This window comes from Streptomyces cavernae (assembly GCF_004023625.1).
In the GTDB taxonomy this organism is placed as follows: domain Bacteria; phylum Actinomycetota; class Actinomycetes; order Streptomycetales; family Streptomycetaceae; genus Streptomyces; species Streptomyces cavernae.
On sequence record NZ_ML137711.1, the window covers coordinates 31,307 to 44,847 of the forward strand.

The following is a 13,541-nucleotide window of genomic DNA, read 5'->3' on the forward strand; positions in this document are numbered from 1 at the left end:
GACGACGACCATGCCCATGACTTCCGACGCCAAGCGCGCGCTCTCGTCAACCATCCAGTCCCTGCATGCTCGCTTGCTCGAGGACCTCCACGCCGCCACCGAGACGGCCTACCGGCTCTCGGTGCACGCCCGCGACGCAGGGCTGGACGAGGCTGCGCGCGCCCGGCGAGACCGCCTGGAGGCGTGGGTAGCCGAGCAGCTGCGAGCACAGGGCGCCGCCAAGGCCAAGGGAGACCGGTCCGCGGATGACTTCCGCCGCGAGGCCGAAAAGCAGGCCGCCTACACACTGCTGAACCGGCTAGTGATGCTGCGGCTCATGGAAGCGCCGGGGCCCTCGGGCGAACCGCTTCGCGCGCCCGCCGTGGTGACCGGAGGCTGGGAAAGCCGCGCCTACAGGGACTTCCGGCAGCTCGCGCCGGAGCTCGTGCGTGGCGATGAGACCGAGGGCTACGCCTTTCTGTTGCACCTGACCTTCGAGGATCTCGCCACCGAGCTGCCCGGTCTCTACGGGCCAGCAGGGGTGGCCGACCTTGTTCCAATCCCGGCGGCGACGCTCCGACATGTCATCGACGCCCTCAACACCGAGGCGCTCGAGACATGCTGGACCGACGACATGACGCTCGGCTGGGTCTACCAGTACTGGAACGATCCCGAACGTCTGGCGCTCGACGACAAGCTCAACGGCGGCGGCAAAGTCGAACCGCACGAGATCGCGAGCAAAACGCAGATGTTCACCGAGCGCTACATGGTGGACTGGCTGCTCCAGAACAGCCTTGGGCCGATGTGGCTGGCCATGTGCCAGAAGCACGGGTGGACGCCCGAGGTTCAGGCCGACGGCACGCTCGACCGCCTTGAAGAGCGGAGGGCCGAGTGGCGGGCCAAGCGCGCGTCGCGCGAGGTCGCGCTCACCGACCTGATGCCGCTGCACACCGACGCTGAACGCCGCTGGGCCTACTATGTGCCGCAGCCGATCCCCGAGGACGCCGTGGCACAGGCGCCCGAGACCGTGCGCGAGCTGAAGCTACTCGACCCCGCGGTCGGCTCTGGGCACTTCCTGGTCGTGGCGCTCGACCTGCTGGTGGCGCTTTACCGCGAGGAAGCCCGGCATCGGAGTGAGGCAGGTGAGGAGCGTTGGTCCGACCGGGCCATCGTCGAACGCATCTTGTCTCACAACCTGCACGGCATTGACCTGGACCCGCGAGCGGCACAGATCGCGGCGGCGGCCCTGTGGCTCAAAGCCCGACAAGTGGCCCCCGACGCCCGGCCTGAGCGGCTGAACCTGGTCGCGTCGAACCTACGCCTCGCGAGCTTGGCCGACGACGATCCAGCGCTAGTCGAGCTGCGAGGCGAGGTGGAGCGCGAGACGGGCATCCCAGGCGGACTGACCGACACGCTGATCCACGCCCTGCGCGGCGCCGACCATCTGGGCAGCCTACTCAAAGTGGACGCGGCGGTCGATGAGGCACTGGAGCGACACGAGGCAGTGTTGGGACGGGCGATTGCCGAGCAGGGCGACCTGTTCACCGGCTTCAAACCACAACGCCAGCGCGTCGCCCTCGGTCGCGACGAGGCCAAGGCCACCCTGCTCGACCTGATCGAGGGCTTCCTGGCGAAGCACACCGGCGGCGATGACCTCGGCCTGCGCCTGCGCGGTGAGCAGCTCGCGGCGGGCGTGCGCTTCGTGCGGCTAGTGCGCAAGGGAGCCTACGACCTGGTGGTGGCAAACCCGCCGTACCAGGGCACGAGCAAGATGACCGACACGAAGTACGTCGAGAAGACGTATCCGCTCGGCAAGGCCGACCTGTATGCGGCGTTTCTCTTGCGGGGGCTGGAATTGGTACGCGATGGTGGGATTGTCGCGCAAGTATCCATGAACGGGTGGATGTTCCTCAAGCAGTACACCGGACTGCGGAAGGCCGTGCTGACCGAACACTCTGTCCGGTCTATGGTCGACCTCCTCTGGGGCGCCTTCGAGCAGATGCGCGATTACACCGTAGCGATGTACTGCCTGATGCGGGGAACGGCGGAAGGCACCCAGTCTGGGGGCCTCGTTCCGACACCGCGGGACGAACAACGCGATAGGTCAATTTCAGCTTTGCACCGTAAGCGCGCCGCCATCCTCTGTCATGAGGGCCGCTGTACCTTCGACCCAGCCGCGCTGAAGGTCGTGCCAGATTGGCCTCTGGTTTATTGGTGGGAAAGCGACTTTATAAGGCAATACGCAAGTTTTGCCAAGCTAGCTGATGCTGCACCAGTGCGGAATGGGCTGTCCACACAGAACAACACCCGCTTTCTTCGTCTGGTGTGGGAAGTGTTGCCGTCTCATCTCCATCTTGGGATGGGCGCCTTGGACCCTAGCCCTCGCACGACTTGGGCCCTGTACATCAAGGGAGCAGAAGGGCGGGCGTGGCTTGAAGACGCCAGGGATATAGTGCGCTTCTCGCGCTTCGGCATGGAAGTGAAGATCTTCAATGAGGAGCTGTACGGGTCATACTCTCGGTCAGTCAAGAACGAAGTCCACTACTTCGAAAAAGGCGTCGCGTTTGCGCTCATTGGTAGCGGGTTCACCGCAAGAGCTCATCGGTACCGCTCGATCTTTGGACACATGGGTGCATCAGTGTTTCCAGGTGAGCAAAATCTTGCTTCAACCGTCTGTCTTTTGAACTCATCGCTCGCTCGATCCATACTTTCGTCACTCAACCCAGGAGTGCATTTCCTTGTTGGGGATGTGAATCGGCTCCCTCTATTCCCCATGGACGACGCTGGCGCAATTTTCGCGCAGGTCGAGGCGGCATTCGCCACCCACGAGTCCCACCGCGAGGCCTCTGTCGAGTTCAAATACCCCGGCCCCTCCCCCTGGCGCCACGCCCAGGAGTGGGCCCAGACCGCCGTGGACCGCCCTGAGAGCGAGCCGCTTCCCGATTACATCGAACAGCTCGACCGCGAGTCCCCCGTCGACCACCTGAGCTTCGCCTTCGGCGTGGCCCTCGGGCGCTTTGATCCCGAGGGAAAGGGGGTGCTGGACCCGACTACCGCTGACGTCTCCCAGACCCTGCCGCACGGCGTCCTCTTCCTCGACGGGACCCTGGACGCCGAGGACCGCCGTGACAGCCTCGGCCACCCCGCCGCAGCGCCCTTGCACGCCGCTTGGAGCGAGTACGGCCTGGCCATCGGCACGAAGCGAGGTCTGCGCGATTGGCTGGCCATCGACTTCTTCAAGGACGTCCACAAGGGCATGTACGAGAACCGGCCCATCCACTGGCCGCTCTCCTCGTCAGACAAGACCTTCGTCGCCTGGGTAAACATCCACCGAATGAATGAGCAAACCCTGCGGGTGCTGCTCGCCGACCACCTCGTGCCGACGCTCGCCCGCCTCGACGGAGAGCTCTCCGACCTGCGCTCCGCCCGCGACAGCGCCGACAGGAAGGCCTCCCGCACCGCCGAGCGGCAATACAACCGGGTGCTCAAAACTAGGGACGAACTGCAAGCCTTCATCACCGACGTCGAGCAGTGCGCCGACAGGGGCGCGCCGCCGACCGACAACAAGTGTCTGCAGCGCGAGCAGGACGCCCGTTACGCGCCTAGCCTCGACGATGGCGTGATGATCAACTCCGCCGCGCTGTGGCCGCTGCTCGACCCGCAGTGGAAGGACCCCAAGAAGTGGTGGAAGGAACTCGCCACTGCGCAGGGCCGCAAGGACTATGACTGGTCTCACCTGGCGATGCGCTATTGGCCGACTCGGGTTGACCAGAAGTGCCAGCAGGACCCGAGCCTTGCCGTCGCCCACGGCTGCTTCTGGCGCTATCACCCCGAGCGAGCCTGGGGCTGGGAGCTGCGACTCCAGGAGGAGGTAGGCCCCGACTTCAAGATCGAGGAGGCGCCCTACCGACTCGGTGGACGCGACCTTGGTGACGGCGGCGACCGCCCCCACCGCGACGCCTTCCTGCGCGACCACCCGGCCAAGGCCCTCGCCGCCATCGAGAAGGAGGCTGCACGGCGCATGGGACGTGGCAAGAGCCGAAAGCTCGTACCCGAAATGCGCATCCTCGAGACGGGTCTTTGGTCGGCCCACGCCGAGGCCCTCTGGGAGATGGAGCTACGCCTGGCCGAGAAGCAGGGCGCCGAGCTCCGCATCCTCGCCCCTGATGAGCCCGAGGCCCGCGCGGCGTTCGAATCGCGGTACCCCGAGAAGGTTCGCGCGCGCAAGGACTTCCTTGCCACTCTCGTCCCGCCCGACCTCTTTGAGAACGAGGACGCCTACGACGACGCTGAGGAGAGCGAGGGGGACGACAGGTGACGACGACAGCAGCACCCCAGCTATCGACGGTGGGGCTCGGCGGCCCTGTGTCCGCGAGCCTTGAGGCGGACCTGCGCTCATGGGTGCGCCGGCAGGGCGTTGTCGTGTGGCTCGACCAAGCCGGGCACTATGGAGGGTTCGTCGACCGCCTCCAGGTGTTGTGTGACGCCGGTGCGGTGCCTTACGAGGTCCGCGCGTTCCGAGGGAGTCACCTGGCGCTGATGATGGCACTCGACGGGGTGGCTGCCGGAACGGAAAAGGTACCGCTAGTCATCTACCTGCCAGGCTTCACCGAGGAGACCGTGCGGCAAACGCCGCTCTTCGAGCTCTACGCGGCCGGTGTGCGGTACCGGAAGGCGCTTGACACCCTCGTCACCGAGGCCGCCGCGGGACGGGTACGCCCTGATCAGATCGCCTCCTTCAAGGCGCAGCCCGACATGACGCTCGCGGGGGCCGACGCCTGGCTGAGTGCACTCCTGGATGACGCCGAAGGGGGCATCGCGGCGCAACTCCAGGCCATGAAACCGACGGTCGTGTTCGACGACCTGCTCACGCGGGGATTCGTCGCCGGACGAATTGGCAAGCTTGACGACGAGGATGCGCTCTGGGAACGCTTCGGCGTCTGGGTCGGCCTCCCTGACTCCTGGCGCGATACCACGCTTCCACCCTCGCGGCCGCGCGCCGAGGATGTGGCGTTCGTAGCCGCGAGTTGGGCGCTCTGCGTGGAGTACGTGGACGACCTGAAGCGTGCGCCGGTCAGTAAACACCTGGCGCGCGTCGCCGACCTGCCGCGCCCGGTCATCGAAACCTGCCGCGCCGTTGCGGCCCATCTCCGGGAGCGCCACCCAGGCTTCTACCAGCGGACGGCAGACGAGACCGAGGCATTGCTCGCCGATGAGGCCGACGCGGCCCGGGCCGAAGACCTCGGCAAGGTCGACACGTTCCGGTTCGAGGAGGACAAGGTTCTCAAGGCGGCGCTGGCTGCCCTCGATCGCGCGGCTTACGACCTCGCCGCCGACTGGTCCGACATGCGGGTGGACCTCAAGTCGGCGAGTACGTCGTTCTGGCTTCGAGACGATCCCACGAGGCAGTCCGCCTGGCAGCTCGTCCGCGACGCGGCCCGTCTCGGCCAGACGATCGCGCGTGCGGGTGAGCGAATCGGGGTCGACACGCGCGACGGCGGTGGCCTCGAAGCCGCCGTGAACGCCTACGTCGAGCGTGGTGCCGCCGTCGATCAAGCGCATCGGCAGCTCGAGCAACGGCGGATGGCCTTGCTCTACCCGCAGCTTCCCGAGTTCGAGACCCTGCGGACGCGCCTCGACGGGATGCGCCGCGCCTGGCGAGTGTGGGCCGATGCCTGGGCGCGCGAGTTCAATGCGCTCTGCAAGGCACAGGGTTTCCTCGCAGGTGCTTCGCAACAACAGCGGATGCTCTTTGATGAGGTGGTCAAGCCGCTGACCCAGGAAGCCGGCACAACTGCATACTTCGTCGTCGACGCCCTGCGATTTGAGATGGGCGAGGAGCTCTACCGCCAGATGGAAGGCACCCCGGCCACCACTGTGCTGCTCAAACCCCGGCTTGCCGAACTCCCCACCGTGACCGAGGTGGGCATGAACGTGCTTGCGCCCGTCGAGAAGAACGGTCGTCTGCACGTTTCGATGGCGAGCGACACCGGAAAGGTTCAGGGCTTTCAGACGGGTGAGTTTCGTGTGTCTGACCCTGAAACGCGCAAGCGGGCCATGCACGACCGGGTCGGCGGTGGGACGTGTCCATGGCTCACCCTCGAAGAAGTGGTCAGCCGCGACAGCACCTCGCTTAAGCGCTCGGTCGCGCAGGCACGACTGGTCGTCGTACACAGCCAGGAGATCGACAACGCCGGCGAAAAAGGTGTCGGCCCCGCCGTGTTCGACCACGTCATGCAGAAGCTGCGTGCTGCATGGCATCTGCTTCGAGACGCGGGCGTGCGTCGGTTCGTCTTCACCAGCGACCACGGCTTCCTCTTGCTGGAGGACAGTGTCGCATCCGCCCAAGCCCACGGTCGTCGCATCGATCCGCAACGAAGGCATGTCTTCTCTCCAGTGGCGGCGGATCACGCGGGAGAGGTCAGGGTCGCGCTGGCGGACCTCGGCTACGAGGGAGTGAACGGGCACTTGATGTTCCCGGAGACCACGGCGGTCTTCGATACCGGCCGACGGTCCATGAGCTTTGTCCATGGCGGCAACAGCTTGCAGGAGCGCGTCATCCCGGTTCTGACCGTGGTGCATCGCACGGCGGCTGGCGGGAGCAGCGTGGAGTATGGCATAAAGGCCGAGGCCAGCGAGGGCGTGGCTGGGATGCACTGCATCGAAGCCAAAGTCGAAGTCCTTGCGCAGCGGTCGTTGGACTTCGGAAGCCCAAAGGATATCGAGCTCGCGCTGCGGGTCCCTGACGCCGAGGGCGTACAGGTCGAGCTTTGCCAGACACGCGGCAAGGCGCGGATCGCGGGCGGCTTGGTCGTCGCGACCGTCGGTGAACGCTTCGAGCTCTTCTTCCGGCTCTCCGGAGCTGTCGACGCGCGTGCGCTTATCGAGATCCACCACCCGAGCGCTGTGGCGGACGTGGTGCCGTGCGTACCGGATGCTCGCTTCGCGGTCACGGCGACGCGGGGGCCGGCCGCACCACCATCCACACCAGCAGCGGGCTTCGGGGCGGGCCATGCGAGCTGGCTGGAGCAGCTCCCCGAGTCGGGGGTCCGGCAGGTGTTCGAGCACCTGGCGGCGCATGGCACGGTCACGGAGAACGAGGCCGCCGCGATGCTGGGCGGCCCGCGTGGCCTGCGGCGCTTTGCCCTCCAGTTCGAGGCATATGCTCAGAAGGTCCCCTTCGGTGTGCGCATCGACGTCGTGGCCGGAGTGAAGCGATACGTACGTGAGGGAAGCGGATGAGCACCCTGACCCAGAAGGACGTCGAACACGTCTTCGAGTCGCTGCGTAAAGGCCTGGTGCCCGAGCGGGGAATCGACGCGTTCGCTGTCGGCATCGAGAAGCAACGCGGAGAGCTGCATCGACAGCTCGACCTGGCGAGGAGTGGCGAGGGAACTGTCAAGTTCCTTCGCGGCGGCTACGGTTGCGGCAAGACGTTCATGGCGCGCCTCGCGCTGCTGGATGCGCAGGCTCGGGGGTTCGCGACCAGCTTCGTCGTGGTCTCCGATAATGATCTCAAGTTCCACCGATTCGACGATGTGTATCGCAAGGTGCTGACCGAGCTCGGGACCGCGTCGTGCTCACGAGGAGCCCTGGGCGACGTACTTGACCGGTGGATTGGCCGCGTGGAAGAGAGCCTCGTCGCGGCCGGAGAGGACGACGCGGACCCCGCCTTCGACGCCAAGGTGCAGAAGCGTCTCGACGAAGACCTCGCGGCCATGACGGGCGGTCAAGCGCCTCAGGACTTCGTTCGCGTCATTCAGACCATCTTCGAGCTGAAGCAGAGGGGAGAGGTTGCGGAGGCAGGAGCTCTCATCTCTTGGTTGTGCGGCAGCGGCAACGTCGCCGCATCGGCCAAGAAGGCGGCAGGCATCAAGGGGGACATTGGGAGCCGCGATGCCCTCGACTACCTGCGGGGCGTGCTTGAGATCGTAAAGGCTGCAGGGTATGCGGGGCTCATCGTCATCATCGACGAGGCCGAGACCATCCTCCGCATGCGTTCGGACTCACGGCACAAGTCGCTCAATGGGATTCGGCAGATCGCCGACGCATCAGGCTCCTATCCGGGCATGTTGTGGGTCTTCACGGGCACGCCGGAGTTCTTCGACACGCGGCACGGCGTTGCTGGCCTCGCGCCGCTCAACGACCGGATCAGGTTCCTGAAGCAGGGCCGCTTCGCTAGCTTGAGACAAGCCCAGCTTGAGCTCGTCCCCTTCGACGCCGATCGGCTTCGGTCGGTCGCCCTTCGTCTCCGCGAGCTGTTCCCCACATCGGACCGTGGCCGCCTCGACCAGAAGATCAGCACGTCCTTCGTGGAGAGACTGGTGGCGGAGGTGACCGCGGGCTTCAAGGGTGACGTCGGCGTGGTGCCGCGCCAGTTCCTGCGTGAGTTCATCACCCAGCTCGACCTGGTCGAGGAACATGCGGAATACGAGCCCATGTCCGAGTATGGGTTTCAGGCCAAGGAGCTCAGCCCTGAGGAGCAGCATGTCCTCTCCGGCGCCTCGCTCGTCGACCTCGACGACCAGGTGGAAGGGCTCGTGCCGGCCGAGGACGTGTGGTGAGTGTCTTCGCCCGCTTCGCACCGCGCCTACAACAGGCGATCGTTTCCCAGCTCGGTTGGTCGAGCCTGCGCCCGGTGCAGGAAGAGGCGGGCGAGGTGCTGCTTGCTGGCGACAACGCGATCATCTTGGCACCCACCGCCGGTGGCAAGACGGAAGCGTCGATCTTCCCGACCCTTTCTCAAATGGTCGATAACGAGCCGGAAGGAGTCGGCGCCCTCTACATCGCGCCCATCAAGGCGCTGCTGAACAACCAGGCTGACCGCCTCGGGCTATACACAGAGATGGTCGGTCTACGGCGCTTCGTGTGGCATGGCGACACGCCCGACCACCCCCGCCGTCAGTTTCTCAGAGAGCCTGCAGAGCTCCTGATGACGACGCCGGAATCGCTCGAAGTGATGTTGGTGTCGCCGCGAGTGGATGAGAACAAGCTCTTCGCCGATCTACGAACCGTGGTCATCGATGAGGTCCATGCGTTGGCCGGTTCCGACCGGGGCGCCCACTTGATGAGCGTGCTCGAACGCCTGGCACACATCTCCAAGCATGACGTCCAGCGAGTGGGGCTGTCCGCGACCGTGGGCAACCCAGAGGCGATTCTCACCTGGGTCCAAGGCACATCGAATCGGCCGGGACGCGTGGTCAACCCTCCAAAGCAACCTGGGCGTCGGCAGCTCCTGGTTGCCCATCGCCAAGATCTCGCAGAGCTCTCCCGCGACGCGGCGGGCGTCGCGACGGGGCAGAAGAGCCTCTTCTTCTGCCAGTCCCGCTCAACGACGGAGGCGGTCGCCGAATACATGAGGCGCTCCGGCACCGCCGTGTTCGTCCACCACAGCGCAGTGTCTCGAGAGGAGCGTCAACTCGCTGAAGAGCGTTTTCACCACGGCAGCGACGCCTGCATCGTGTGCACCTCCACACTGGAGCTGGGCATCGACGTCGGCGACCTCGATAGGGTCCTGCAGGCGGAAGCGCCGGACACCGTGAGTTCGTTCCTGCAGCGCATGGGGCGAACGGGGCGGCGAACGGGGCAAGCAGCCAACACCACATTTTTCTGTGAGACGACCGAGGGCGTACTGCAGGCCATCGCCTTGGTCGAGCTGGCCAAGGCCGGCTGGGTCGAAGCGGTCGAGGTAGAGCGCCGTTGCTGGCCAGTGCTCATCCACCAGCTGCTCGCCATGGCGCTGGCGAGCGACGGGATCGCCGCTGACGACGCCTGGGAACACCTGGCGCGCGTACCAGATTTCCAAGGCATTCACCGGGCCGAATACGACCGTCTGTTGAAGTGGATGGTACGAGATGGCGCGTTGCGGCTCGTAGGGGGCCGGCTAGTCCTCGGACCCAAAACGGAACGTCGTTTCGGGCGCAAGAACTTCGTGGAGATTTTCGCGGTCTTCTCGAGCCCGCAGACCTACACGGTACAAACCGCCGATGGCCAGCCCCTGGGCTCGTTGAACCAAGCCTTCGTCGACCGACTCGTCGATGGAGTCAGTAGCTTCCTGCTCGGAGGACGCGCTTGGGCTGTCCTTCAAGTACGGCACGACGACCGCCGCGTGGTCGTCGAAGCGGCTCCACGTGGACGGCAGCCCACGTGGGGAGGCTTTCTCCCGCAGTTTCTCGGCTCTGACGTCTGCCAGCGCATTCTGTCGGTGCTCCTGAGCGATGAGCGCTATCCATACCTCGACGATGCGGCATGGGCGGTACTCGCCGAGCATCGCGCTTCCATGCGCGGGATCATCAGCTCCCAGCGCGGAGGCATGGAGTTCGACGATGGGGAGATCCGCTGGTGGACCTTCGCGGGAGGACGCATCAATGCGACGCTTCGGTACGCGCTCGAAGCAGTCGCGGGAGATTGGAAGGTCATCCCTGACAATTTCTTGATCAAGGTGCGGGGTGAGGACATTGACAGGCACCGCTTCCGCGACGCGCTCACCAAGCTGGCAGAGCCCGAGTTCTGGGAGAATGATCGTCTCTGGGCAGAGGTCGCCGAATCGCTCCCGAGCTACCGCCTCAGCAAGTTCCAACCGCTGATGCCGCCGTGGGTCGAGCGCGAGGTGGTCGCCGGCTACCTGCTCGACGTCGGCGGTGCCTGGCGATGGCTTTCGGGAGTCGAAGCCAGTCGACCCCGCTTGCCCGATGGCGTTCGGGCTTTGACGCGAAGTGATGCGGAGCGTGTCGCCCAGCTCGAGGGGGCGCTAGAGGAGCTGCCCCTTCTGCGTCGTGAGAGTGATCGACCGCTAATCTGGGTACGCACGCTGCCGCAACTCAAGGCGGCAGTCGACGCGTTGATGGCCGAATCCGTTGTCGGTCTCGACGTCGAAACCACGCTCGCGAATCGCACGCTTTGCCTGATTCAGGTGGCGGGTCGCGAGGCGACCTACCTCATCGACGCGCTAGAGCTTCCCGATCTGGAGCCTCTCGGCCGGCTGCTCTCGAGCGCTGAAACGACGAAGCTGATCCACTACGCTTCATTCGAGCGTGAGGTGCTCGGTCGGCACGGTTTCACCATGGATGCCGTGCTGGATACGCGTGACGTGTCGAGGCAGCTCCGCTGCGCCGCCAGGGGCCACAGCCTTCGCGAAGTCTGCGCCCGTGAGCTCGGCATGGAACTCGATAAGAGGGAGCAGGCCGGGGATTGGACCCGGCGACCTCTCACCCAGAGCCAGGTGACCTACGCCGCTCTTGACGCCGAGGTGCTGCTTCGTTTGCACGCGCACTTCGAGGAGGTTGCACGAACTTATGCAGCTCGTCACCCTGTAGGCGGATCTGGTCCCAATCAGGCGAGTTGAGGGTTCCGCCGTCAAAGACGAACATGAGGCGGTCATCTCACAGGCCGTGCGTTTTCACCCAGTCCACCACACTCCTGATCGTTGGGGTGCTTGCAGTGCTCGCGGTTCTCGGGTTCTGGACGAGATGGCGGCGCGACCCAAGAGCGCTGCATGAAACTCGGCAGCTTCGCGGTTTGAGGACTGTGGGCGTCGCAGTCTGCCCCGAACTGAACGGCGGAGCCCGCGAGGTTTTTCCCGGTCCTCGGCGGATGCAGGATCAGCTGGCCCGGCGACCTTCCGGCCGGACTCGACCAGAACGAGGGCGCGGCGGCGGAACTCGGGCGGACAGCTGCGGGGCATGACAGCCTTCGTGCCCCGACACGCTCTCCATGTCTTCCCCGACTTGGGCCACGTTTCGTGGGTGAGTGAGGACGTAGGCTGCTGAGCTGCAGGTTCGTGGCGAGGCGGGGGCGAAGTTGCGCACTAAATCGTGGCCCTAAGGTGTGTGGGTGGCCCCGTACATTCGCACTGTGAAGACCGCCTCGGGTGCTCGGGCGGTGCAGATCGTGCACTCCTCGCGCCGTGGGTCACGGGACATCGAGCACATCGGGTCCGCGCACGACGACCTCGAGCTCGAACTGCTGAAGACCGTGGCCCGGCAGCGGATGGCGGCCGGGCAGGGCGAGTTGGACCTGGGCCTGGACCCCGCGCCGGAAGCGGGCGGGCCGCTGCCGATCACCTCGGCACGGATGGGCCACCTGTGGAATGCCCTCGCCTGCGCTTACGACCGTCTGGGGTTCGACGACGCCGCGGGCGGGGATGAGGTGTTCCGCCATCTGGTGCTGGCGCGGATCATCGAGCCGACCAGCAAGCTCGACTCGCTGCGGGTGCTGGAAGAAGCAGGCGTCCAGTCGGCTTCGTATCGCACGGTCAAGCGTCGGCTCCCGGTCTACGCGGCCGAGTGCTGGCGGGAGGCGCTGGCCGCGGCATGCGCACGCCAGGCCGGGCTGGGGCCCGCCTCGCTAGTGCTCTACGACGTGTCGACCCTGTACTTCGAGACCGACGCCGGGGACGGGGTTCGCGAGCCGGGCTTCTCCAAGGAACGGCGGCTGGAGCCACAGATCACGATCGGCCTGCTCACCGACGCGGCCGGGTTCCCGCTGATGGTCAACGCGTTCGAGGGCAACCGCGCGGAGACCAATGATGCTGCCGTCGATCCGCGCGTTCATGACCGCCCACCAGCTGCCGGACGTGACGATCGTCGCCGACGCCGGCATCGTCTCCGAGGCCAACATGAAGGAAATCGAGGCCGAGGGGCTGTCGTTCATCCTCGGGGCGAGGATCCCGGACGTTCCCTACGTCATCGAACGGTGGCGCACCGCCCACCTGGACCAGCCCATACCCGACGGGCACGTCTTCACCCAGCCCTGGCCCGCCGGGCCAGCGGGCGGGCGGCGTGACCAGGTCTTCTACTACCAATACCGGGCCGAGAGGGCCCGCCGCACCCTGCGCGGCATCGACGAGCAGGTCGCCAAGGCGGAGAAAGCAGTGGCGGGCAAGACGGCCGTCAAGCGCAACCGGTTCGTCCGGCTCTCCGGCGGTACCCGCACCGTCAACCGGACCCTGGAGGCCAAGGCCCGCGCCCTGGCCGGGATCAAGGGCTACGTCACCAACCTCCCCGACCCCACACCGGAGTTCGTGATCGGCGCCTACCACCGGCTCTTCCAGATCGAAAAGTCCTTCCGGATGAGCAAGAGCGATCTGGCCGCCCGGCCGATATACCACCGCACGCGCGACTCGATCGAAGCCCACCTGACCATCGTGTTCGCCGCCCTGGCCGTCTCCCGCTGGATCGAGGACACCACCGGCTGGTCGATCAAGAAGTTCGTCACCACCCTGCGCCGCTACCGCACCATCGAAATCCAGGCCGGCCCGCACACCGTCACCGCTACCCGACGACGTCCAAGCGACCCTCGACAAGATCCACCGCAGAGCCGGTGCGCACTAACTTGGCCCAACTCGGGCCTTCGTCTGGCGGCGCTGGGGCGTACAGGGACGTCCTGACCTACGGTGTGGCTGGCGCGGAAGGGGCTTCCGGACGGCGCTGTACGCCGTTGACTGCAAGCACGAACCCATGCATTTGCCCTAGTCAGCGGATCGGTCCTGGTCGACTTCAAGCTGTACGGACTGCGGATCTTGGTGAGCGCTATTGCCATGAAGTCTTCATTGCAGTTCTATG

General features: G+C 65.7%; 4 protein-coding genes and 1 pseudogene. All 5 read left to right on the top strand.

The genetic code is table 11. The features are described 5' to 3' along the window. Positions 1–16: 16 nt before the first annotated feature. The 5 genes and pseudogenes from pglX (at position 17) to EF387_RS05180 (ending at position 13,366) form a co-directional block, all read left to right on the top strand. Entirely contained in the window at positions 17–4,297 is a 4,281-nt protein-coding gene (pglX, locus tag EF387_RS05160; protein WP_238431342.1) for a BREX-6 system adenine-specific DNA-methyltransferase PglX, read from the top strand. After that, positions 4,294–7,221 (top strand): BREX-6 system phosphatase PglZ, encoded by a 2,928-nt coding sequence (pglZ, locus tag EF387_RS05165; protein WP_128375283.1) that lies wholly within the window; start codon positions 4,294–4,296, stop codon positions 7,219–7,221. The genes pglX and pglZ overlap by 4 nt, the downstream gene beginning before the upstream one ends. Next, positions 7,218–8,543 carry a BREX system ATP-binding protein BrxD gene (brxD, locus tag EF387_RS05170; protein WP_128375284.1) on the top strand — a complete coding sequence of 442 codons (1,326 nt, stop codon included), beginning with the start codon at positions 7,218–7,220 and terminating at the stop codon, positions 8,541–8,543. The genes pglZ and brxD overlap by 4 nt, the downstream gene beginning before the upstream one ends. After that, positions 8,540–11,323: a DEAD/DEAH box helicase gene (locus EF387_RS05175; protein ID WP_202918149.1), complete on the top strand. Its 2,784-nt coding sequence runs from the start codon at positions 8,540–8,542 to the stop codon at positions 11,321–11,323. The genes brxD and EF387_RS05175 overlap by 4 nt, the downstream gene beginning before the upstream one ends. Positions 11,324–11,811: 488 nt before the next feature. Further along, positions 11,812–13,366: pseudogene (locus EF387_RS05180) on the top strand (IS1634 family transposase). The last annotated feature ends 175 nt before the right edge of the window (positions 13,367–13,541 follow it).